The organism is Mesorhizobium sp. WSM4806 (assembly GCF_055811635.1).
This window is the reverse complement of record NZ_JBVVQZ010000013.1, coordinates 203958-225794: the sequence shown is the minus strand read 5'-3', so window position 1 is coordinate 225794 and position 21837 is coordinate 203958. Positions and strand designations below refer to the sequence as shown.

General features: G+C 57.3%; 20 protein-coding genes and 1 tRNA gene. 14 read left to right on the top strand and 7 right to left on the bottom strand.

The window, feature by feature from the left end; translation table 11 throughout:
- The first annotated feature begins 811 nt into the window (after positions 1-811).
- The 5 genes from AC0L2M_RS20985 (at position 812) to AC0L2M_RS20965 (ending at position 6114) form a co-directional block, all read left to right on the top strand.
- Positions 812-2059 carry a tyrosine-type recombinase/integrase gene (locus AC0L2M_RS20985; protein WP_473535772.1) on the top strand — a complete coding sequence of 416 codons (1248 nt, stop codon included), beginning with the start codon at positions 812-814 and terminating at the stop codon, positions 2057-2059.
- Entirely contained in the window at positions 2056-2649 is a 594-nt protein-coding gene (locus tag AC0L2M_RS20980; RefSeq protein ID WP_473535771.1) for a hypothetical protein, read from the top strand. Before AC0L2M_RS20985 ends, AC0L2M_RS20980 begins: the two co-directional genes overlap by 4 nt.
- A 119-nt stretch (positions 2650-2768) precedes the next feature.
- Positions 2769-2984, top strand: a complete 216-nt coding sequence (locus tag AC0L2M_RS20975) for a helix-turn-helix transcriptional regulator (protein ID WP_352958104.1) — start codon at positions 2769-2771, stop codon at positions 2982-2984.
- Positions 2984-4831 carry an AAA family ATPase gene (locus AC0L2M_RS20970; protein WP_473535770.1) on the top strand — a complete coding sequence of 616 codons (1848 nt, stop codon included), beginning with the start codon at positions 2984-2986 and terminating at the stop codon, positions 4829-4831. The genes AC0L2M_RS20975 and AC0L2M_RS20970 overlap by 1 nt, the downstream gene beginning before the upstream one ends.
- 791 nt (positions 4832-5622) lie before the next feature.
- Entirely contained in the window at positions 5623-6114 is a 492-nt protein-coding gene (locus tag AC0L2M_RS20965; protein ID WP_473535769.1) for a TIR domain-containing protein, read from the top strand.
- Here the strand turns inward: AC0L2M_RS20965 and AC0L2M_RS20960 are convergent.
- Entirely contained in the window at positions 6095-6673 is a 579-nt protein-coding gene (locus AC0L2M_RS20960) for an SLOG domain-containing protein (protein ID WP_473535768.1), read from the bottom strand. The genes AC0L2M_RS20965 and AC0L2M_RS20960 overlap by 20 nt on opposite strands.
- Positions 6670-7842, bottom strand: coding sequence for a toll/interleukin-1 receptor domain-containing protein (locus tag AC0L2M_RS20955; RefSeq protein WP_473535767.1), 1173 nt, complete (start codon positions 7840-7842; stop codon positions 6670-6672). Before AC0L2M_RS20955 ends, AC0L2M_RS20960 begins: the two co-directional genes overlap by 4 nt.
- Positions 7843-8576: 734 nt before the next feature.
- On the opposite strand from AC0L2M_RS20955, the gene AC0L2M_RS20950 reads away from it, so the two are divergent.
- Complete coding sequence (locus AC0L2M_RS20950; RefSeq protein WP_473535766.1) at positions 8577-8819, top strand: hypothetical protein; 243 nt, start codon at positions 8577-8579, stop codon at positions 8817-8819.
- 813 nt (positions 8820-9632) lie between these two features.
- On the opposite strand, the gene AC0L2M_RS20945 is transcribed toward AC0L2M_RS20950, so the two are convergent.
- Entirely contained in the window at positions 9633-10382 is a 750-nt protein-coding gene (locus AC0L2M_RS20945) for a hypothetical protein (RefSeq protein ID WP_473535765.1), read from the bottom strand.
- Between the two features lie 413 nt (positions 10383-10795).
- Between AC0L2M_RS20945 and AC0L2M_RS20940 the strand changes: the two genes are divergently transcribed.
- Positions 10796-11494, top strand: coding sequence for a hypothetical protein (locus tag AC0L2M_RS20940; RefSeq protein ID WP_473535764.1), 699 nt, complete (start codon positions 10796-10798; stop codon positions 11492-11494).
- Between the two features lie 91 nt (positions 11495-11585).
- Here the strand turns inward: AC0L2M_RS20940 and AC0L2M_RS20935 are convergent, their stop codons facing one another.
- Positions 11586-12458, bottom strand: a complete 873-nt coding sequence (locus AC0L2M_RS20935) for a PGN_0703 family putative restriction endonuclease (RefSeq protein ID WP_473535763.1) — start codon at positions 12456-12458, stop codon at positions 11586-11588.
- 13 nt (positions 12459-12471) lie between these two features.
- Positions 12472-13065, bottom strand: coding sequence for a zinc ribbon domain-containing protein (locus tag AC0L2M_RS20930; RefSeq protein WP_473535762.1), 594 nt, complete (start codon positions 13063-13065; stop codon positions 12472-12474).
- Between the two features lie 339 nt (positions 13066-13404).
- Here AC0L2M_RS20930 and AC0L2M_RS20925 point away from each other — a divergent pair, with 339 nt between their 5' ends.
- From AC0L2M_RS20925 to AC0L2M_RS20915, 3 genes are all read left to right on the top strand, one after another.
- Entirely contained in the window at positions 13405-13638 is a 234-nt protein-coding gene (locus AC0L2M_RS20925) for a hypothetical protein (protein WP_473535761.1), read from the top strand.
- Between the two features lie 566 nt (positions 13639-14204).
- Complete coding sequence (locus AC0L2M_RS20920; RefSeq protein WP_473535760.1) at positions 14205-15023, top strand: CHAP domain-containing protein; 819 nt, start codon at positions 14205-14207, stop codon at positions 15021-15023.
- A complete protein-coding gene (locus AC0L2M_RS20915) occupies positions 15023-16780 on the top strand; it encodes a hypothetical protein (RefSeq protein ID WP_473535759.1) in 1758 nt (585 codons plus the stop codon). The genes AC0L2M_RS20920 and AC0L2M_RS20915 overlap by 1 nt, the downstream gene beginning before the upstream one ends.
- A gap of 819 nt (positions 16781-17599) precedes the next feature.
- Here the strand turns inward: AC0L2M_RS20915 and AC0L2M_RS20910 are convergent.
- A tRNA-Ser gene (locus AC0L2M_RS20910) sits at positions 17600-17689 on the bottom strand.
- A gap of 321 nt (positions 17690-18010) precedes the next feature.
- Between AC0L2M_RS20910 and AC0L2M_RS20905 the strand changes: the two genes are divergently transcribed.
- The 3 genes from AC0L2M_RS20905 to AC0L2M_RS20895 all read left to right on the top strand — a co-directional run bounded on the left by AC0L2M_RS20905 (position 18011) and on the right by AC0L2M_RS20895 (position 19779).
- Entirely contained in the window at positions 18011-18706 is a 696-nt protein-coding gene (locus AC0L2M_RS20905; RefSeq protein WP_473535758.1) for a 50S ribosomal protein L21, read from the top strand.
- Positions 18707-18805: 99 nt separating this feature from the next.
- Positions 18806-19075, top strand: coding sequence for a 50S ribosomal protein L27 (gene rpmA, locus AC0L2M_RS20900; protein WP_023678077.1), 270 nt, complete (start codon positions 18806-18808; stop codon positions 19073-19075).
- Between the two features lie 116 nt (positions 19076-19191).
- A complete protein-coding gene (locus AC0L2M_RS20895) occupies positions 19192-19779 on the top strand; it encodes a GNAT family N-acetyltransferase (protein ID WP_473535757.1) in 588 nt (195 codons plus the stop codon).
- 10 nt (positions 19780-19789) lie between these two features.
- Here AC0L2M_RS20895 and AC0L2M_RS20890 read toward each other — a convergent pair whose 3' ends face one another.
- Positions 19790-20659 carry an endonuclease/exonuclease/phosphatase family protein gene (locus tag AC0L2M_RS20890; protein ID WP_473535756.1) on the bottom strand — a complete coding sequence of 290 codons (870 nt, stop codon included), beginning with the start codon at positions 20657-20659 and terminating at the stop codon, positions 19790-19792.
- A gap of 147 nt (positions 20660-20806) precedes the next feature.
- Here AC0L2M_RS20890 and obgE point away from each other — a divergent pair, with 147 nt between their 5' ends.
- The gene (obgE, locus tag AC0L2M_RS20885) at positions 20807-21835 is read left to right on the top strand and encodes a GTPase ObgE (protein ID WP_128168566.1); all 1029 of its coding nucleotides are present in this window, start codon (positions 20807-20809) and stop codon (positions 21833-21835) included.
- Positions 21836-21837: the final 2 nt, after the last annotated feature.

The following is a 21837-nucleotide window of genomic DNA, read 5'->3' as shown; positions in this document are numbered from 1 at the left end:
TTCGCCCCGCTCAGGTCCTGTCCTTCTAGGATGAGAAGCTTCTTGTCACACTCGTGCCAATTGACGCCAGGCGTCGCAGCTGCGTGGCAATTGTGAGCAGCAGTGGCGTTCTGCCAAGCAAACACAGTGCAAATCGCTAGAACCAAGCCGGATGCAGCGTAAGCTCTGGTTCGCCTCAAAGTCATGGTTGCTGGACCTCTGCTACTCGCCGACACTCAACCTGACTACATCTGCTGACACTCGAGAGTGCTCCTCGTCTACACCACCGTCAACCCGGGAGCAGAGGACATGGCGACGGTCGCCGCAGATGCGCAGCGGACGTCAACAATGGGAAGCCTGCTCGGGTGCTGACCGCCACCGCCGGCGTCCGCCGCCGACAAGGGTGAACCCGCCTGGGTCCGCACCGATCGGTACTTCCCGACGGCGAGGTTGACCCGGCACGGGGGGCTAGTCGCGTATCCTGATTCCGCTGTCGCTACCCCACGACTTCGCTTAGCGAGGCCGAAGTTGATCTCTGCCATCTACCAGGTCGAAGCATGAACCCCGCATATTTGTGTCGTAAGCTGACGTGCCGCGAATACGGCGTTTTCGGTAGGCGGGCTTTCTGGCGGGCGCGCAACCTATGGCGGAGAGGGAGGCCGCCTTCGTTTAACTCGGTAGGTGCTGGAGACCGCCGTTAAGCGATTCCTAACCCGTTGTAATACCAATATTTCCACCTATGTCTTCGTCGCTAAGCGACGATAGCACCCGTTTATATCCGCTGGCCAAGTCGGGGGTTGAAACGGGGCGCGATACAAAGGCATAAGGAAAAATGGCACTGACTTCTAAGCGGATTGCGAAGCTGAATGCGCCCGGCCGTTACCGCGACCCTGAGGCACGCGGCCTCTACTTGCAGGTGGGCCGCACCGGCACGAAAAGTTGGCTGCTCCGGTATGAGCTGAATGGGCGAGAGCGGTTCCACGGACTGGGATCGCTTGACGACTTCAGCGTGAAGGAAGCGCGTGAACGAGCTCGGGCAGCCAGGCAGAAGATTTCTGACGGCATAGATCCGATAGATGCGCGGCGGGCTGAGCGGGCAGCTCGTGCTGTTGAAGCCGCCAAAGTCCTTACGTTCGAGAAAGCAGCGCGGCAATATTCCGAACAGAACGAACCGCGCTGGCAGAACCGCAAGGCGGCGGAACAATTCCTATCTACGATGCGGGACTACGTATTCCCAGTCTTCGGCAGTGTATCGGTCGCCGATGTAGATACGGGCCTTGTACTGAAGGCTTTGGAACGCGAGCATCCCGAGCGCCACGGCAAGAGCGTTTGGATGGCAATTCCAGAAACCGCCAACCGCGTTCGCGGTCGAATCGAGAGCGTGCTGGATTGGGCCACGACGCGCGGCTATCGCCAAGGCGACAATCCTGCCCGCTGGCGTGGACATCTGGAAAACGTGCTACCTGCACGGGGCCTGGTACAGCGGGTCGAACACCACGCGGCGATGCCGTATTTGGCGCTTCCGCCTTTCATGGCAGCGCTGGCCGAGCGGGATGGGGTTGCACCCCAAGCCTTGGAATTCACGATCCTGACAGCCGCACGGACAGGCGAGGTCATAGGCGCAACTTGGGGCGAAGTTGACCTTGATGGACTGGTCTGGACAATCCCGGCCGGACGCATGAAGGCGGGCAAGGAACACCGTGTTCCTCTGTCAGGTCGCGCAGTAGAAATCCTCAATTCGCTTCCGCGTGAGAAAGGCAATCCGTATATATTCATAGGCCCTCGGGCGAACGGCCTGTCTAACATGGCGATGGCGGCGGTGCTGAAGCGCATGGGTCGCAATGACGTTACCGTTCACGGGTTCCGCTCCGCCTTCCGTGACTGGGCCGCGGAGTTGACCGGCTATCCCAACCACGTTGTGGAGCAGGCGCTGGCACACACAATCGGCAATGCGGTCGAGCGTGCCTATCGCCGAGGCGATCTGTTTGAAAAGCGCGTGCGTTTGATGGCTGATTGGTCGCGGTTTTGCATGAAACCCGCGCCAGCTGGTGCGGTGGTGCCGATGAGGGCCTCGGGATGAGTCGGAAAAAAAAGGTCGGGCCTGATGATCAGGACGACCCTGCATGGTCGGAGTCTGAGCCCAAGAGTCTGAAACGTTCTATCATCACCACGTCTTTCAGACGTCTCATCACAACGAAAGTCGAGGGTGATGATCAACCTAACGCCGCCGACGGTCCTGTGTGGTCGGAAGCTGATCTCAAGAGTTTGAGCCGGCTCATCGGCAAGCACGGGATAGAAGCCGTCCACCGCATGACAAATAAGACTGCACCCCGACGTCGTGGAAGACCGTCGCGCGGCGATCTTCCTTACTACGAGGGAATGCAGTTGGCGCAGTGGCTCGACGAGGCGGCCGCAGAGCATAGGGCTAAGGGCACCCGTAACTTCGCGTCAGCCGCAATCTATGACCTGTTCGTATTGACCGTTGATGAACATGAACACAAACAACCCGGCAGGTTCGAGCGCTTTTTGAAAACGACCAAAAGGAAATGGATCGAGGGCCGCAAGGAACTGATTCAATACCTTGAGGCCACATATGCTCAACACCCGATCAAGGGCACCCGCGCCCTAGCCCAGAAGGCGCTACAGCCTATCAATAGGTGCGAAAAATAGACTGGCGGTTTTCCGCACCCGTTACTGGCTTTCGCTGTCGCTTATGCATCCCCATCGTGATCCTCGGCTGAGCGCCAATCGGTGCCCAGCGGGTTTGTCCGAAAGGAGCATACGCAACGATGACCGAGTCCTCTCAACCTCAGCGTGTCCTACGCGAAACTGAACTCGCGGCCCTAGACGGGCTTAAGAAAACTCAGAGAGCTGAATTGATCCGGCGGGGCCGGTATCCGGCGCCCGTGCGGATTTCTGATCGCCGGAAGGTGTGGTTGGCCCATGAGATCGCAAACTGGCAGCAGGCGCGCATTTCTGCCCGAGACACAAAGGGCGCGCTCTGATGACCACAGCGAACGAAATCATCACCAAGCTCGGCGGCAACGGGCGGACAGGAATGTGCCGGTGTCCGGCTCACGACGACCAGAATCCATCACTGCATGTCAGCAACGGCCGCAAGAGTGTTGTCGTCCGCTGCCATGCCGGCTGCTCACAAGAGAACGTGATCGCTGCACTGCGGCAGCACGGTCTCTGGTCGAAAACAAGCGATAGGGTCCGGCTTCCCCTACCAGCGAACACTGATACCAACCGGTCGGAGCGGACCGCCAGGAAATTGCTGAGTGCCGCTGAGAAATCAACTGAACGTCCGAACGCCTATTTGCAGGGGCGTGGAATAAAGCGCTCACCCCCGACGCTGAAGTTGGTCGACAGAGGCACAATGTTCGCGATCGCCGGCACGAAGCTTCCTGCCATGATAGCATCCATCACCAACAAGGACGGCCAGATCGTCGCAGCACACGTGACGTCTCTGACGGCTGACGCCAAGAAAAACGCGGTCGGCAAGGACGGCAAGGTGCGGCGCATGTACGGCAAAGTTGCAGGCGGACTTGTTGTCCTTAAGGAAGCTGATCCAGAAAAGCCGTTCATCGTCGGCGAGGGGATTGAGACGGTCCTCAGCGCAATGCAGATCAGTGGCTTTCCGGGTGGGGCAGCAACGTCGGCTGGCAGCATGGAGAAGCTGCGCCTGCCGAAAGCGGTCGAGTACATAATAGCAGCCGATAACGACGAGGCCGGCCGTAAGGCTGCCGCCATCCTCGCGGAGCGGCTTCGGATCAAAGGCCGTCCAGTTCGCGTTGCCATGCCGGCGACGGAAGGTACCGACTGGAACGACGTGCTCCAGGGCGGTGAAGCTGAAGCCTGCTGGCGGGCCGCTCTCGATGCCGACAAAGGCGAGAAATCCACCGAGCCGATGTCAGCGCTTGAGGAATCCAGCTTCATGAAACTCACATTCCCGAGGAGAAAACCGCTCTTGGACCCGTGGCTACGTCGACCGGGGCTCGCCATGGTCCACGCACCCAGGGGCGAGGGCAAGACCTGGTTCGCGCTTGCCGTCGCCAAGGCTGTTGCGGACGGGCACGATCTGCTCGGCTGGCACTGCCCGTCCGGCAACCGCGTACTCTACGTTGAGGGCGAGCTATCGGGGCAGTCAGTGCAAGGCCGATTGAAGAAGTTCCGTCTCAGCCCACACGGCAAGTTCCACATCCTGTGCCGAGACACCTATCTGCTTCGCGGAGAAACCATGCCCGATCTCGGAGATTACGACGGGCGGCAGGAGCTGGACCGCATCATCGAGCAGTGCCGCGCGGACGTGGTCATTATCGACACTATCTCGACCATGGTGCGCTCCGGGGTCGAGAACGATGCCGAGTCCTGGGCGCCGATACAGGCATGGCTTCTTAGCCACCGGTGGCGGGGCCGCACAATCATAGTGATGCACCATTCGGGGAAATCGGGCCAGCAGCGCGGCACGTCCAAGCGCGAGGACGTAATGGACACCATTATCAAACTAAAGAAACAGCCCGAGGCCTGCACCGAGACCGAGAGCGCCGTGGACCTGACCTTTGAGAAGAGTCGCGACTTCTACGGTAAGGCCGCCGAGCCGATGCGTCTATGGTTCTCCATCAAAGATGGTCGGGCGACATGGCGCGCCGAGCCGATGCGCGACGTGCAAGCGGAAAACGTTCGCGAAATGCTGAAATCGGGATTGAGGCAGAAGGACATCGCGCGCGAGCTGAACGTCTCTGCCGGCCGTGTCTCGCAAATCGTCAAGGAGATCCGGGAGCGTGGGGTCGGAAATGTCGCTTCTAGCCACAGCCGCAGCGACAGGGTGCGTGAAAGGAAAAGACTTTAGACCTTTAGCCACCTTAGGGTGTTAGGGCGCTAAACCCTGGAAGGGTGCGCGCCCTGACGCGTTTAAAGGTACCTAGGAATGAAAGTTTAGGGGGTTTAATCCCTAACCGGGCTAAACAACTACTTTTCCTTCACGCGGGGAAATCCAACGCCGGCAGAAATGCAAGTTAGGCGGTGACAAGCACCGCCGCTATCCCCTGCAGATCAAGGGTTCGAAGCCAGCAACGTCGTCACTCCCCGCCATGACCCCCGGCTTCGCCCGGCCACAGCGTGAAGAAACGAAAGCTACGCTAACACCCGCATGGCGACCAGATAACTGGGAACCGCCGATCTTTTGGGGGATGTGTTCCCCTGAGGTAGTTCGGCAGCTTTACCTGCCACTCCCTCATCAGAAACAGAGTGCACTCCACCGAACCAATCCCGCTTTGCAGGCCGTATCAAGATTGTCCAATTGTTTGCCCTTGGTCTCAAGCGCTATCGTTCCAGATAGATTCGTTTTCGGCAAAATTCGAAAATGAAAGGGAAACTTGGCGTACCAGGTCAGGTAGCCTAGTGACGGAGGCTGTACGAGTTGAGAAGGCCCATGCTCAAATCGCGTGTGACTACGTGGCTTCCCGCTTTTCCGGATTGCGCTACCTGCGTGTGAAAGCAGACCTTAGGTCTCCCGGAGTATGTACTGAGCCGTCGTAATGGGCATTGCTAACTATCAGTTGAAAGTGCCCCTGGTGGAATAATTTTGGTTGTCGTCACGGCAAATTCTTGTGAGAATTGCTTCTCGATTTGGGGGGGTTCATGGCAAGAAAGTGCTTCTATAGCTTCTACTACAACGAAGACAGTTGGCGAGTTGGCACCGTCAAAAACATCGGCGCAATCGAGGGTCAGGCGCTGGTGTCTGCCAATGAGTTTGAGGAAATCAAGCGCAAGGGCGACAAGGCTGTAGCGGACTGGATAGCCGAGAACATGGTCGGTCGGAGCACCGTCATTGTCCTCATTGGCGCCAACACAGCGTCGCGGAAGTGGGTAAAGCACGAAATTAAGTATGCCTTCGACAATGGCAAGGCGCTGTTGGGCCTCCACGTTCATCGTCTGCTGGACAGAAACGGCAATGCGAGTGCAAAAGGTACCAATCCATTCAGTACATTTACCGTCGGCAACGACAAAAAGCCCTTGACCAATTGGGCCAAGACCTACGATCCGGGCGGGGTGGACAGTAAGGGTGTGTACGACACGATCAAAAACAACATTGAATCTTGGGTCGAAGAAGCTATTCGTCTAAGGGCTTAGGTAGCAGGCTGCGACGGAAAAGGCTGGCGAACGAGATTTCGTTTGCCAGATGCTGCGGGTAGTCGCCCTCAAGGTACTCGATCGCTGCAGCTGCACCGGTTGCTGGCACGGGCAACACCTGGGCCTTTGGGTTATGCTTTCGAAAGAGTCGAGCTTCATCACGGATGCCTTCCATGCCGCCGATCAGCACAGCCGCATCGAATTTGCGACTGGTCAGCATTTCGATGCGCATCCGCTCAATGCTGCGATCCAGATCATTCTCCACCGCATCGGTGTACCGAACATCGGCGAAATCGTCGTTCTCGCGCGGAAATTTCCCGAGGAAAAAGGCGCTTTGGTAGACTGTAATGCGGTCGCTGCCGAGCTTCGCGGTCTTGGCATAGAGCGACATCAGAGGAGTGATCGCCGGGTGGCCACCGAAGGTGATATGCCCTCTGGGCAGCACGACCTCTACCAGGGCGCGGATCGCTTCCCGTATTAAAAAAACGTCCGCAGTTTTAAAGAATTTGCGGTCCCGGCTCGGCAATGGGACGCTCGCGGAAAGAAAGATGTCGATCATGTCAGCAGTCCTTTGAGCGCGTCGGGTACGTCTGCGACTGAAACCGTCCTGATCGGAAGATGCCCATCGAGCCACCTCAAGTGCCGGACCCAATTTTCGTGGATTCCTCGGCTATCATAAATAGCCCAAATCGGCACACCGGCAGCTTTGTGCTCGGATATAGAGTCAAAGATGGTGTTGATCCGGTCGGAAGTCGGTCGCCCCACAGCAGGCACCACGGCCAAAGAGCTGCCGTTTTTGAGGCCAACGGAAATCCAGCGTTCGGGTTGAACAGTCGGATCGAAGGCTAAGTCTCGAGCAGCGTCGCAGAAATTGTCTACCAAGTGTGCGTGTCGAAGGGCCATAGCCTCGGCGCGCAGCTCCTCAGCAAGATCGCAGATGCTGTCGACCGCCGCCTGCTTGATTGTAGCGCCGCGCCCCGGCGATTGCCCGCTGAAATCGGCTGCGAGAAGCTTCACATAGCGGCTGAACGCGAAGTTGCGGTCCTCCACCTGGCCAGGCCAAAGCAGATGCAGGGTCTGGATGCCGAGCAGATTTGCTTGCGCCAGCTCAGCCTTGGTCCAGCGGCCCTCTCTGAACCCCGGAGTGTCTATAAGCAGGATCGTATCGACATTCGACATTCGGTGCCAAAGTTCGGCTTGAAAATCGATGGCGGGCGGGACCGATCTTATGTCAATGAATACGTCAAACCCTCGCTTGTCCAACTCGTCATAGAGGCGGTTGGCCAGTGGCTGCGACCCCTTCCGGCGATAGCTGATGAAGATACCGCGTTCTTTTCGGAGCAGCCTAAAGGTCTCAAATACCAGCGATGCCAGCCTCGGAATGTTGTCGCCATTCATTCCGACTTCGACCACGTTGATGTGCCGGAGTTCGTTGGGGATTTCGAATCCGATTTGAGTCTTTGATGTCACAATAGGCGCGATAACGATCGAGTCCTGTTTTAACTGGTCGAGCGGTTCCGGCACTGTTTTGTTCTGGTTGCCGAAATAGATGCCGAACGCCGGCCTCTTCCGGTCGTAGCCGCCAGCAAAGGCGCTCTCATCCAGATAGATGATCTCGTTTGGATTGATGCCCAAGTCCGTGGCGCGTGCACTAACAGCCGTCTTAAGCGCCGCCAGCCTCGCGTCTTCCCCACCCATTAGAATGATCTGATACGAATAGGTTGGCATGTGAGGCTCCCCGCACCTCTCGGGCGCGTGGGCATCCTTTCACAAATTAATACGCTTTCAAGAGTCTCAGTAGCCGTAGGCCCGTACCAGCTCATCAAGTTCGTCGGCCAGTTGGGCTTAGTCGGGTAGCCGGAAGAACATCGGCCCGGCTGCTCTCCGCTCATGCAAGGCCAACTGGGCAGCTTGACGGCGTCGCCGGTGAAAGTCACCGACCAAGTACCGCTGTCAGGTCATTTATCGTCACGACAAGGCTGCTTGTGAATGGGCGGACCTACTTGCGTTCCAGGTCGCCTCGACGTGCACTGCTAAACAGTAGGAAGTCAAAAGAGTCCGGCACGATTTAGAAGCAAGGTACATGGGAATTAGGTACCCCTCCCGTGCCGCAGATCGATCTGGACCGGCCCCTAGGCGTTCTCTGACCACGAACGCCGGTGCGATTTCTCGGCGATGAACCTGGCAGGAGTCTCTCCCATGACCGCAAATTATCTATTAGGGTTGTCGCCCACTGCTTTCCAGCGGACATACTCTAGCTTCATTGGGGACGGCAGCGTTGCGCCAGGAGCTGCCGTTCCCAGCGCTTCTCCAAACCTGACCTCGCGCTACAGTTTGGGTCGACCCTGTGCAGCTGTCTGATACGCAATGGGGCAAAGACTGCTTCAGGCCCAAACCGTTCAAACTTGACCGCATCTCGCTGATCGGCTTCCGATACAGTTCGGACTTCCAAGAGGTGTGAAATGGATGACGATATCTGGAATCGGGCCTTCTATGACGATGGCGAGTGGGTTTCCTGGTCCGACGTAGAAGAACAGCTCCGATACCAGGAGTGGCGAGCAAAATATCCTAATGCGATAAGATCTTTGATTCCTTATTTTCAGGATCTCTTGTCGCTGGCAGAAAGCTACCACCTTGAGACAGGTCGTCATCTCAATGTGTACGGAGACATTGGGGACTCTTCGGCGCCATCACCTATGGAATAAAGCTGAACAAGAACTATGCGCAGGGCTCTGATGGTAGGCTTGGCAACGATCACGTTGAGATCAAAACCATCACCCCGTTCAAATCCAAGGACGAGGTTTCCGTGAAGTTAGCAGGTAACTTCAGCAAGCTGCTCGTCGTGAAGATCAACGCGGACTTTGAAGTCTCATCCCGGATGGTCGTTCGCTCGAAGCTTCCAAAAACGGCGAAGCCTTTCCTCAGGATAAGGTGGGGGGATCTGCTCCTAGCCGAATGACGGGTTCGTCCGCATGGCAGTCGTTCGTCTGGTCGCAGTGGGCGACTGCTCAAGACGTAGACGCCCAACGGCTATACAGTCGAAGCCAATGCGGCGGCCAACAGCGGTCGACAAGCAATTGCTGCGTTAGGGAGTGCTCGAAAGCGCAAAATGCCGCTCAGCGGTCAAATCTCGCGCTAAAGGCCCGCCGTGAGGAAGTCAGAAAAAATCTGGTGCGATTTTAGAAGCAAGGTATATAGCAATGCGTACCCCCCCTATGCCGCAAGTCGGGACCGGCCCCCTTGAACCATGCGTGGCCCTAAAGGGTCGCTGGGCAGCTTGAAGGGCAATGACACTCCAATGGCAGGAGCGGAGTAGTGGGCGCCCCTGTCGGGGCATTTGTCGCCAAGAAAAGGCCGCCCGGTCTGCTACGGTCAAACATAGCACCTGGACATAAGGCTGTCGGGGTAGTTGGCTAGCGTTGCCGGTATAGGCGCACCCGTCAGGCGTTAGGAAGGTCTCAACAAAAATTTCGGCGCCTGAGCCGGCGTCTGAAGGTTGAGGGCCAGCGCTCAAGCAATCACAAATAGTGCCTTGTTCCGGCATTCACCCACTGGAACTCGGGAAGGGGACTGGCCTTAGCCAGCGCAGGAAGAGGGGTTGTGAATGCTTTAGGGATTTCAATTTCGTAACAGCTTGCGCCGTCGCTATACAGAAGCGCGCGCTTAGTCATGTGCAGCTGTACATGTGAAGCGTGTCCTGGCTCGCTTGACCACCGCTCCAAAGCTGAAACGGTTTCTGGCGACACAAATCGCTGGTAGTTCTGCATCTTGTCGATGACTCCGCGCAGCTCATTTGTCTTGCTTTGAAAGTTTCGCGCCGCAACGTGAGCCAAACGCCCCAGATCGCTAGGCCTATTCATACCGCGCAACTGCCTTTCGAGTGTGCGCAGATAGCGGGCAAAATTCGGTAACGAAGGCGAAAACAGAAGGTAGCCCGGTAGTGCATAGCGCATGCGCCCGCTTTTGGTCCGCCGCCATTGGGAAGAGCCTTCATCGCTCGTCTCGTTTGCTCCAAATAGCAGTAGCCCTTTGGTTTCCCGAATGACCGGCCAAAAATTGGCGGCGGGTGAACGGCGAATTGCTTCGTGAAATTGAGCGAATGCGGTAGCGACTGGCGCTGCCTCCTCCGTCGCCTTGATGGCCTCTAGGAGTCGTGGACCTTCCTGCTGAAGATACTCTCTACCCAATTTGTTATTGATATCCCGAAGGTAACGGCGATATTCAAGCATATGCGCGTTTTGCTCCGCATCTTCTTCACGGCCTTTCAATTCATCCTCCTATGCCTGGAGCAGACCGATCGAGACATGAACCTAAGGACAGTATGATCCACGGCGCAAGAGGAGGCCTTACTTAGGCCGTGCCGTTGCCGAGAAAGGCCGACAGCGCCCGACAAGCAATCCCGCCGTCAGAGAGAGTGCGGATTGGCGGTTTTGCCACTCAGCGGCCAAATCTCGCGGGAACTACCGGGTGTGAGGAAGTCAGAAAAAATCTTGCGCGATTTCGAAGCAAGGTCACTCCAGAAGGGCCCCCCTCCCGTGCCGCAAATCAGGACCGGCCCCTACCTTGGGACTGATTGTGACTGTTACCACCGTTGGAAATATGAATGTCTACGGCGTCGCGCCGCAGGCCGGGTAAGCACGGACCCTACCGAAAGCGGCAAGTCTGATAAAAGGGGGTTGAAATGCGGCATCAGCTGACTGGCAACGCTGGTCTGTACCACGTAGCGCGGGAACTATCGCGGCGCGGTTGGCATGTCATGCCCACCGTGCGAAACGCACGGGGCGCAGACCTCTATGCCGCAAGCGACGATGAGAGCCGCGTCCTACCGATTCAGTCAAAAGCTCTATCGAAGAAAGACCCAGTGCCGCTGGGTGGTTCGCTGGACACCCTTCGCTCAGATTGGTGGGTCGTAACGATCAATGCGAACACCGCAGCACCAACCTGCTATGTCCTCACGAAGGACGAAGTGAAAGCCGCAGCGCATCGGGGAATGAGTGCAACTGGCACGGTATCGTATTGGCTACAGCCAAAGTCATATGCACTGCCTCAGTATCAAGAAGCTTGGGATAGACTTGGCAGCCCCGCCGCTCCTGGAAGCCTTGAAATTCAAACGGCAGCTGTCGCGCTCAAAAGCATGGGAGGAGGTCACATGACGGTCTTGGACGATGTCCGGGAGTTCATACAAAGGAAAGCGCCCAGCGCCGTTTGCGACGACTGCATTGCCGACAGTCTCAGGCTGTCAGTTCGCCAGCATGCCAATCACAAAACACGGGAGCTTGCCGGCGCATTCGGATTCAGCCGGCGACAGGATGTTTGCTCAATGTGCAAGAACGTGAAGAAGGTCATTGGCTACGTCCACCGGCATGATGGACGGGTCTAGACCGGTGTGGCTGACTTCATGCCGCATCGGCTCTGATCCTTTGCTTAGCCAATTGCCCAGACACTTGTCCGGTAAGCTGGGCGCACCAAAGCTAGTCACCCAAAATGGACACGGCGTATCGCGAACGCAATCGGGCTAGGTGCTCTTGCAACCCACTGGGCAGCCCACCGTGCTCCCATGAAGCCCACAAGTCCGGATAGGACAAGGCAATGAATACTGGACCGCCATTCCCATTCACCGCAGCTGCAAATTGTCGGACTTCCTGTCGGTGCTCTTCAAACACTGGGTGGGCGTCAGGGTTCAGCGGCTCCCAGAAGAGGTAGAGCAGCGTGGTGGGGCGGTCTCTGAAAGTGTGAGAGATGCCAAGCGCATGTTTGATCAACTGCCCCGCATCCAGCCACCGATATGGGCTTGGAATCAGGGTCAATCGTGTCATTTCTGCAAACCAGGCGGTTTCGCGCCTGCTATCTGTAATCTCACGAAAGTACGCCGGGGCAAACTCTGGCTTATGGGCCGACAACGGTTCCAGACATTTTGATTCCACAGCCACGATACCGCCCGGGTGTTCAGCGACCAGGTCCAGGTTGGGCGATCTTCGTCCGCGAAGGCCATGTGGGCATTTCCGCTCAAAGCTCAGACCCGTAAATCGATCGCCACCGGGCAAGCGAAGTGCGCTGGGGTCAGCCTTGAACGGCGCGAACGTGTTTATTGCTAAAGCGGAGGACGAATGTGCAGCGTGGAATTTCCCGCCAAGTTCGTTGCCGTCCCCTTGTAGGAGGTCGCTGACAAAATCTACCGGTCGCACTCCCGAGATCAGATTCTCCTCCATTTCCAGGGTGTAACCGTTCTTGTTCAACTGAACATGCGGCGCATAACGCAAAAGGGCGCTAGCAAGGGCAGTTCGGCAGGCGGCCGACGCGACGCTCGCGGATAGCCGGCTGCCGGTAGCGCCCGTGTTTCCCATTTGCTTCGTTTCTTTAGTGCTGCTTTAAGGAAGCGTACTGACTGCCCGCTACGTTGTATCCTGCAAGATATCCGCTGACAAACGACAGAAAGCTGAAGGCTACAACCAGCAACACAGCGGACCAAAGAGGTAGTTGGATCGGACCGTCAATTGGCAAAGAAGTCGTCTGATGCAGTTTGCTTACAGCACGTGCAACGTGGACCCCAGCAATCCCGTCCCTCGGTGCTGCCCTTGGCTCAAACTCCTGCCTCTGACGCGTCACAGCCGAGTTATACCCTGTTGGCAACTTGCGATTTGTAAGCCGATCGGCGGCAGGTAGGTCTACTTGCGACGCCTCAAAATTGCTTGCCAGATCGCGGCCACAATAGCGGCACACTTTCGCGTCGCCCTTGATGAATTCGGAGCAGTGCGGGCACTTTTTCAGGCCCCCAGATAACTGCATCCTCTCCAACTCGGCCGGGTCGGCTTTCAATAGAAGAGCATGAGGTAGGGCGACAATGAACAAAGCCGCACCGTAAAACCACCACAATACGAACTCACGTCCTTTCCCACGCGCGATACTCGCAGGAATAAGGCCAATCAGAACGGCAATCACCAATACGCCCATGCACTAGCCCCCTGCTGCCGTGTCCTGTGACATTGATCGCTTTATCACGAAGAAGTTTCACGGTCAGGTACAAAAGTCTTAGACCTGCGGCCATGCACGAATCTAGATCGCATATGAGGGTGCTCGCCGAGCTACCAACGACCACCGCACTGGCCCTTCTGTCTGATGCGCTGGACAAGGGCTGTCGGGTAGTTGGCAAGCGTTGCCGGTATAGCCGCCACCCGTCAGGCTCGCAGCGGCACTGTCCGGTCACTTGTCGGCCACGACAATGCCAACAGCCCGCCAAGCCCACCATAGTCCTCCCTGTTCTTCAAAAACGGGCGAAAGGAGCATGCTTCAATGCCGGCTTCGGCGTGTGGTGTGAGATCGGGCCATCTCCACGATGAAGGTAACTTCAATTTTCATTGGATGTTTCTTTTCCTGAGGTGGGAAATTCCATACGCTCACGACATCAAAAAAGCTGGTGTCGCGGTATTGGCTATTAAGTCGTCAATTCTCATGAATGTCGTGGCTGTCTATCTTGCTGATAACTCTTACGAATTGGGTGCTACTGGTGTCTATGCTATCTATTAGGGTCGTGACCGCTGCGCTTTCCAGCTCCAAGCGCAGTCGGATGGCAGCTTTGCGCCGCATGGCGGTCGTCAAGGCTGCGTTGGCCGACTTCTAAAGCGGACATTGCTTGTGACGCGTCTGAGCGCCTGAAGGAATGTCCGCTTTTCCAAAACCGGCTGAATAACCGGCTGAATCTCCGAACTAAGCCTGTGCGGCTCGGAAGGAACCTTTGAGAAAGACTGGCCATTTTAAGGAGATAGAATTGGTGCCCAAAAGGATTCGAACCTCTGACCCCCAGATTCGTAGGTTGACGGTTTGGCTCGCCGGCCACACGCGCGTTCTCACCATCGGTGGCGTAGCAACCGGCGACCGACCCCTGCCCGATCGTGGGCGCCCCCTCGTCAAAGCAGATGCTCGTGAGTGGGTGAAAAAGTTTTGTGCACGCTGCTGTGGCGCCTATCGCGAAGAAAAGGAATGGCGTATCTTCTCATCTATCCCCAGCAAAAGCGTTGACCGTGCAAGTGAATTTTCGTTTGGTTTCTGCCATGACCGTATAATTCTTGCAGGAGTTGAATGGGAGGGTGATCATGAAACGTCGCGACTTAATAGTCGGTACTGCCGTATTCGTTGGAGGGTCCGCCCTCCCCTTTTCCTCAGCCTACTCGCAGTCTGAATTCACAGAGTTCGTTCCTCCTGACTTCAGCCAGGAGCCCGTAAATTTTCCTGAAGGAAGTATCATCCCGACTGCCGAACAACGAATTGAGCAGGCAGAGATCCAGAATACGGGAGCCGCTGCGCCGTTGCGGAAAGAGATAGATCTCGGCAACACGCTGCTCAAGACAATTCCGACAAACGGGACACCTTATGACATTGCCTATGAATTCCACAAGTGGCGGAAAGGGTTAATTGGCGCGACGGACGAAGAGCGCAGGGTGCGTAGCTACTACTCTCGAGAATGGCCTCAGCGTGGCAATCCCGTCATAATGCAATTCTTCGACGCTACGGGATTTCGCTCACCCGTCGGCGATACGACTTGGTGGTGCTCTGCGTTCGTTTCATGGTGCATTGCCCGGTGTAACGGTGGTCTCAATTCAACCAACAAAGTGTGGCCATTTGCGAAGGGCGCGGCGTCAGCATCTTATCGAGCATGGGGTGATGACGTACTGGCGAAAAAACTAACACCCAGAAAGGGTGATTTAGCAATTTTCCAGAACACCAGCGTTAGTTACCAGGGGCATATCGGCTTTGTACATGAAGTCCAAGACGACATTGTGCTCGTTCTTGGCGGCAATCAAGGCGCTCAAAACGAGTATAATGGTGGTGAGGTAAACATCTCGGCTTTTGACATCAAAAAGGCCGGACGACTGAGGTTCCACTCTTTCAGGCGGCACAAGGCCCTAGGTTGATGTTTACCCTTGGGCGCGCATTGTATTATTTGATCTTCGCGATGTTGTTCATTGCGAAACCTCTCGCGGTTTGCGCCCAGACGACAATCCTACCAGAGGATATGGTATTCCCCATTGTGAAGGCCGATGATACTTCAGCAATCCAAGGTTCGGCGGTGTTCGTGCATGCACGGAAGGGCCTTATGCTCACAGCTTCTCATGTCGCTCGGCCGGATTATCGCATTCTCATTCGAGAAAAAGTCTTTGACTTTAAGATAATCGTGGCCGGAAACAATCAAGAAAACAATGGTGAGGATTGGGCGCTAATCAAGATTGTCGATGAGAAGTGGCCCGCTTTCATCCTGCCCTCAGGTGGGCTCATGTATTCATTCCGTGGGGGGTCATCGGTACAGGATACTGTTATTGTAACGGTGAAGGGAGGAAATGCAATTTTCCCAACAAACGCCAAATCGAATTTGATAAGCAGCGAGATGGATAAATGTGATCCTGGCACTGTGCTTATCACCCAGGTTACCGACTACGAACAGGGCGATAGCGGCTCTCCCATGTTTTTTGTTCGGGAGGACAAAGTAGGCATTGTGGCAGTCACCTCCCGGTGGAACTTAGACGCGACTAATCCGGATATAGTTGAGATTTTTAGGAGCCTCCGGAAAGGCAGCACCGTCGAGTTGACGCCAACTATGACTGCCGCGCAACTCCGGCAGTTCGTAAAAGACTACATCCTTCTTAACGTGGTGCCGGTAAAATGTATCGTCGATGGTATCGCCTCAAAGCTTGATATTCATAGTAAATCCCTTGGGGATCCAAGTCCGGCGGCAAAAAATTTGATTGATTACCTCGAGCGACCCGAGTGGAATGAGCGCGACCTTGCGATTTTGGTCTCAGAGGCTAAGACATCTAGCATCGACTGGATTGATGCGTTGCTTATTTGGGACGCGATGTACAAGCGTGCATTGAGTTTGCCCCCTCTCGACAAAGGCATGGAATATGAAGCCGTTAATTTGCTCTCCTTATTAAAGGAAGGCGCGGATTTCAGAACTCCGATCGGCCTGAAATACAAAGCGATGGCTGCCCCGCCTCAGGTGATAGACGCCGCTTCAGCTTGGGGTGATGACCGTCAAGTACGCGCAGCCATTTCCACCTCCGACTCCCCAATTCTGCAGGGTTGGATCACGTCAGGCTCGGCAATGGTTGTGTCCGGAAATAACGTGAACGTCTCTTTGCCAACTAGGCCCACCAACCTTGCAGCGACCTCTTCCGAAAAGATCGCTGCAGCAAGACGATGGAATGACCTTCTAGCAGACGCGGAGGTCGTGAAGAAATTGGACCCGGAAATTATCGGACTCTACAACGACCTAGCAGTTGCAGTGTCGGCCGAAGGAGTTGAAGCGGCAAGCCTGTCGTCAGATCCCGATGCAAAAAAGCTAGTCGAGGCCGGTGTTTTCGAACTCAGACGCACCGCGCAAAGCCCTGCTGCAATAATGCTAAACGGTGAAGAATACCAGAAAGGCGTCGACCGCTTTTTGACGCAGAGTGATTTGTCTAATCACGGATATTACAATAATTGGAATGGTGTCGAGCAAGAAAAGTACAAAAAACTCCCAAGCTATCAGTGGCAAAATCTCGACTACCTTGACAAAAAAAAGACCAAGCCTTACGATTTTACACCTTCAGACTGGCTGAAAACCTTCCAGAAAGGCGGGAAGACTCCAGATCTGCTTGATGACTATCAAAAGCATCTTGATTTCGAAAACTAACATCTCAAGATGCTTAAGGAAGGTTCTATTAACCAGCGAAAGTTGAACCTGAGAACAAAGGCTTTCATTCTTTTCTCGCTGGGGGAAACTTTCTGGGATACGTTGAGCAGGCGCGACGACCTTCAGATTGATTCGTCGAAGTTCATCCAGAAAGATGAACCGGTTCTGTCTCTGGAAGAGCTGGATGGGCTTGACGCTATGAGAAAGGAAGAAGCGTGCTGTTCCCCAACTCCATGGCAATGAAGACGCTATCGGTCTGGTCAACCGCAGCGGCTGTTTGTTAGTTCCCCTAACAGAGTAGCTGGCTGGGTAGGCGCGGATTTCACGACGCAGCTTGTTGATGCCAGGCCACTGCCGGCCGAGGGACGTTTGTTGAACCGGCGCATTCGCTATCGGCTTAGCCCGGCTAGCATGGCGGTCTGGAGGGGTGATGACAAACCGACGCTGTCAGAAAAGGCCGAATACGAGCGGGCCGAGCAATGGGTTGCGAAGCTTTTTCGCGCTCTCGGATATGCGGTTACGCGCCATGTCGTTGTCGCCGGGCTTGAGACTGACATGATCGTGCGCAAAGACGAACTGTCTCGGCTTCCTCGCCAGTCGCAAATCTCATGACCTTCACGGCATTACCGATCACGTCAGCGGGGCGCTTCTAGCCTTAGGTCCGGTTGGCATTGTTCGACAGCGCCTTTTCCGACGAAGCAAGGGAACTCGGGAAATTTCTCATCCTGCCACGGTGACGAAAAGATAGAGTTGAAATCGGGGCCAGTTCGGGGGTTCGCGTTCAAATCCCGGAAATATCTGAATAACTTCAATGTGGTATGGCGGAGAGGGAGGGATTCGAACCCCCGATGGGCTTGCACCCATGCCGCATTTCGAGTGCGGTGCATTCGACCACTCTGCCACCTCTCCGCGGTCATGGTCCGCCGTTGCCGGCGCGGCGCACTAGATAACGGCTGGACGGACAGGTTACAAGGGCCAATCTGCCTGATATCAGGCTTCTCTCCGGGCCGTATGGCTCGTCCCTCGATACCTCTGCCGCTTGTGCCAACGGCACCGGCTCGCTTTCGGCCGTTTGCCTTGACTCGCGCCGCACCTTCGGCTAGGGACAGCGCGCAATCGGCGTGGAGGGCTCTTCCGCGCCGCTTGCTTTTTGAACCCGCAGACTGACAAAAAGACGGCCGAACCGCTGAAGCGGTTCGTCAAGGCCGACCGAACAGCGAAAGGCAAAAAATGTTCGCAGTCATCAAAACGGGCGGCAAGCAGTATCGCGTCGCCGCCAACGATCTCCTGAAGATCGAAAAAGTCGAAGGCCAGGTCGGCGACATCGTCGAGATCGGCCACGTGCTCGCGCATGGCGAGGGCGAGAATGTCACGTTCGGCGCGCCGTTCGTCGACGGCGCTTTGGTCACCGCCGAAGTCGTCGAGCAGGGCAAGAACCGCACCGTCATCGCTTTCAAGAAGCGCCGCCGGCAGAATTCGCGCCGCAAGATCGGCCATCGCCAGCTGTTGACAACCGTGCGGATCGCCGAGATCCTGCTGGGCGGCGCCAAGCCGACGAAGAAGGCCGGGGCCAAGGCCGAGGCGAAGACCGAGGCGAAGGCCGAGATTGCCGCAAAGGCCGAGATGAAGGCTGAGGTCGCGCCAAAGACCGAGGCAGAGGCTGCGCCGAAGAAGGAAGCCAAGGCAACTGAAACCGCCGCCGCGCCGCTGTTCAAAGCGCCGAAGGGCGAGCCGGACGATCTGACCGTGATCAAGGGCATCGGCCCGGTTGCGGCCGGCCAGTTGAACGAGCAGGGCATCACGACCTTCGCCCAGATCGCCAAGCTGTCGGACAAGGATATCGCCAAGATCGACGAGCATATGCCGTTCAGCGCCGACCAGATCACGGACTGGCGCGAGCAGGCCAGAGATTTGGCGAAGAAGTAAAGCGGGCCGGCGCGATCGTCGCCGGTTCGGACTTGAAACGGAACGCGAACGCGTTCATAAGACCCTTTAAGCGCCTAACGGCGCATCGGAGTTAGTTAGATGGCACACAAGAAAGCTGGCGGTTCGTCGCGCAATGGTCGCGACTCCCATTCCAAGCGGCTCGGCGTGAAAAAATTCGGCGGCGAAGCCGTGATTCCGGGCAACATCATTATTCGTCAGCGCGGCACGACGTGGCATCCCGGCACCAATGTCGGCATTGGCACGGATCACACGCTGTTTGCGCTCGAAGCTGGCGCAGTCACCTTCAATAAAAAAGCCAATGGCCGAACCTACGTATCGGTGAACCCGATGACCAAGGCCGCGGAGTAGCCGGTTCCGCACGAGAACACCGGCACCCATCTCGGGAACCGGTGTCTGGCCAAGCCAGGAAATGGATCAGGGGAGATGGGTTTCCATCTCCCCTTTTTCTTGCCTGGAGGACTGACATGGTTGCCGAAGCGGATGACACAGACGGTGAAAGTTACGCGATAGATTGTCCGGTCCTGGTGACCGAGCGGCTGGTCCTGCAGGCCCCGCGCGAAAGTGACATCGAGCAACTGGTGGCGCTCGCCGACAATCGCCATGTCGCCGAAATGCTGGCCCGCATGCCGCACCCCTATGGCGAGGCCGAGGCACGCGCCTTCCTCGCGATGACGGCATCGCGCCGGGCCGGCATTGCCTATGCCTTGACCCTGGCCGGCACCGAAACCTTCGTCGGATGCGCCGGCCTCAACACCACCGAACGCGGGCTGGAGCTCGGCTACTGGATCGGCGAGCCATACTGGAAGCGCGGCTATGCGACGGAGGCCGCGCATGCGCTGGTCGACCTCGCCTTCCAGAGGACGTCGATCCAGGTGCTGCATGCCTCGACGCGGGTGATCAATCCGGCCTCGCGCCGGGTCATCCACAAATGCGGCTTCCAATATGCCGGCCAGGGCATGCTGAACTCGATCGTCGCCGGCCAGGTGCCGGTCGAGCGCTACCGTCTCGATCGCAAGACCTGGACGAGCCTGCGCAACTGGGTGCATTTCTGACGGACGCTGGTCAAACCATCTCGACCCAGACCGGCAAGTGGTCCGAACCGACTGCTTGCCGGTCGACCCACAGGCGCTTCAGCGATTTGGCCAGCGAGGCGCTGGTGAAGACATAGTCGATGCGCTTGTGGCGGCTGGCGTCGTCAGGCCGCTTGGGGTCGACCCAGGTGGCGAGATCGGCGCCTGCGGCGGCAAGGCGCAGGGCGGCATCGACGGCAAGATCCGCGGTCACCGCCATGCCGAATTCGTGGTCCAGGCGGCCGGCGAATTCGACATATTCCGGCGATCCGGCCAGCATGTTGAAGTCGCCCATGACGACGAAGCCTTCGGGACAAGGCAGGTCGGGCAGGCCGACCTCGGCGACGCCCGACAGCGCGCCGCCCTCGATCGCATAGTTCAACAAGCGCCGGCGCAGAAACCGGATCTGGCTGGCGCGTTCGACCGGGCTGCGATGGTCGAGATGGGTGGAATAGAAGCGGATGAAACCAATCGGCGTCTCGATCAGCGCCTCCAGCGCGCCGCGCTGGAAATTCATCACTTCGAAACTGCGGCTGCGCGGCAAGAGCAGATTGCGCGACAGATGAATTGGGGTTTTCGACAGCACCATGTTGCCGAGCTGGAAGGTGGTGGTGATGGCGCGGCCGTTTTCCAGGCGCGAGCCGACATTGGCCTCGAAATTACTGCCGTAGACGGCGAAATATTCGGGCAGGGCGTCGCCGAGCTCGGCCACCATGTCGCGGCCGCCATTGTTGGGGTTGTTGCGCGAGACCTCCTGCAGCGCGATCACGTCGGCGCCGCGCACGGCATCGGCGATGCGGCCGACATCGTAGCGGCCGTCATGACCGACGCCGTAGTGGATGTTGTAGGTTACAAGCTTCATTGCGACTCCGGCGATGTTCAGACTCGGACCATGTTCAGACTCGGGCCATGTTGATAAACAGCCTCGCCCTTCGCCCCGCCTTGGTTTAGAGCAGTGCCAAACGTTAGAGCAATGCCGCAAGGCCGTTAGCAGAAACTCAGCAATACGATGAAATTTCTCGATCAAGCCAAGGTCTATGTCCGCTCCGGCGATGGTGGTGCCGGATCGGTGTCGTTCCGGCGCGAAAAGTTCATCGAATTCGGCGGTCCCGACGGCGGCGACGGCGGCCGCGGCGGCGACGTCTGGGTGGAGGCGGTCGATGGGCTGAACACGCTGATCGATTATCGCTACCAGCAGCATTTCAAGGCCAAGACCGGCACGCACGGCATGGGCCGCAACATGACCGGCGCCAAGGGCGCCGACGTGACGCTGAAAGTGCCGGCGGGAACGCAGGTCTTTGCCGAGGACAACGACACGCTGATCTGCGACCTGACCGTCGTCGGCCAGCGTTTCCTGCTGGCCAAGGGCGGCAATGGCGGCTTCGGCAACCAGCATTTCAAGACCTCGACCAACCAGGCGCCGCGCCGCGCCAATCCGGGCCAGCCGGGCGAAGAGCTCAACATCTGGCTCCGGCTCAAGCTGATCGCCGATGCCGGCCTGGTCGGCCTGCCCAATGCCGGCAAGTCGACTTTCCTCGCCGCCGTCACCGCAGCGAAGCCGAAGATCGCCGATTATCCCTTCACGACGCTGCATCCGGGCCTCGGTGTGGCCCGTATCGACGGGCGCGAGTTCGTCATCGCCGACGTTCCCGGCCTGATCGAAGGCGCGCATGAAGGCGTCGGCATCGGCGACCGATTCCTCGGACATGTCGAACGCACGCGGGTCCTCCTGCACCTCGTCTCGGCGCAGGAAGAAAATCCGGGGAAGGCCTACAAGACCGTGCGCGCCGAACTCGACGCCTATGGCCATGGGCTGGTCGAGAAGGTCGAGATCGTCGCACTTTCCCAGGTCGACACGCTCGATGCCGACGCGCGCAAGAAGAAGGTCGCTTCGCTGAAACGCGCCGCCGGCCGCGCGCCGATGCTTTTGTCCGCCGTCACCGGCGAAGGCGTCGAGGCGGTTCTGCGCGCACTGATGACGGTCGTCGCCGAGGCGCGCGAAGCTGTCGCCGCTCCGGTCGAGACGCGCTGGAGATAGCG

Excerpts from the sequence above, each read along its gene's own strand:
- AC0L2M_RS20985 (WP_473535772.1), top strand. The coding sequence starts at position 812 with ATGGCACTGACTTCTAAGCGGATTGCGAAGCTGAATGCGCCCGGCCGT.
- AC0L2M_RS20980 (WP_473535771.1), top strand. The coding sequence starts at position 2,056 with ATGAGTCGGAAAAAAAAGGTCGGGCCTGATGATCAGGACGACCCTGCA.
- AC0L2M_RS20975 (WP_352958104.1), top strand. The coding sequence starts at position 2,769 with ATGACCGAGTCCTCTCAACCTCAGCGTGTCCTACGCGAAACTGAACTC.
- AC0L2M_RS20970 (WP_473535770.1), top strand. The coding sequence starts at position 2,984 with ATGACCACAGCGAACGAAATCATCACCAAGCTCGGCGGCAACGGGCGG.
- AC0L2M_RS20965 (WP_473535769.1), top strand. The coding sequence starts at position 5,623 with ATGGCAAGAAAGTGCTTCTATAGCTTCTACTACAACGAAGACAGTTGG.
- AC0L2M_RS20960 (WP_473535768.1), bottom strand. The coding sequence starts at position 6,673 with ATGATCGACATCTTTCTTTCCGCGAGCGTCCCATTGCCGAGCCGGGAC.
- AC0L2M_RS20955 (WP_473535767.1), bottom strand. The coding sequence starts at position 7,842 with ATGCCAACCTATTCGTATCAGATCATTCTAATGGGTGGGGAAGACGCG.
- AC0L2M_RS20950 (WP_473535766.1), top strand. The coding sequence starts at position 8,577 with ATGGATGACGATATCTGGAATCGGGCCTTCTATGACGATGGCGAGTGG.
- AC0L2M_RS20940 (WP_473535764.1), top strand. The coding sequence starts at position 10,796 with ATGCGGCATCAGCTGACTGGCAACGCTGGTCTGTACCACGTAGCGCGG.
- AC0L2M_RS20935 (WP_473535763.1), bottom strand. The coding sequence starts at position 12,458 with ATGGGAAACACGGGCGCTACCGGCAGCCGGCTATCCGCGAGCGTCGCG.
- AC0L2M_RS20930 (WP_473535762.1), bottom strand. The coding sequence starts at position 13,065 with ATGGGCGTATTGGTGATTGCCGTTCTGATTGGCCTTATTCCTGCGAGT.
- AC0L2M_RS20925 (WP_473535761.1), top strand. The coding sequence starts at position 13,405 with ATGCCGGCTTCGGCGTGTGGTGTGAGATCGGGCCATCTCCACGATGAA.
- AC0L2M_RS20920 (WP_473535760.1), top strand. The coding sequence starts at position 14,205 with ATGAAACGTCGCGACTTAATAGTCGGTACTGCCGTATTCGTTGGAGGG.
- AC0L2M_RS20915 (WP_473535759.1), top strand. The coding sequence starts at position 15,023 with ATGTTTACCCTTGGGCGCGCATTGTATTATTTGATCTTCGCGATGTTG.
- AC0L2M_RS20905 (WP_473535758.1), top strand. The coding sequence starts at position 18,011 with ATGTTCGCAGTCATCAAAACGGGCGGCAAGCAGTATCGCGTCGCCGCC.
- rpmA (WP_023678077.1), top strand. The coding sequence starts at position 18,806 with ATGGCACACAAGAAAGCTGGCGGTTCGTCGCGCAATGGTCGCGACTCC.
- AC0L2M_RS20895 (WP_473535757.1), top strand. The coding sequence starts at position 19,192 with ATGGTTGCCGAAGCGGATGACACAGACGGTGAAAGTTACGCGATAGAT.
- AC0L2M_RS20890 (WP_473535756.1), bottom strand. The coding sequence starts at position 20,659 with ATGAAGCTTGTAACCTACAACATCCACTACGGCGTCGGTCATGACGGC.
- obgE (WP_128168566.1), top strand. The coding sequence starts at position 20,807 with ATGAAATTTCTCGATCAAGCCAAGGTCTATGTCCGCTCCGGCGATGGT.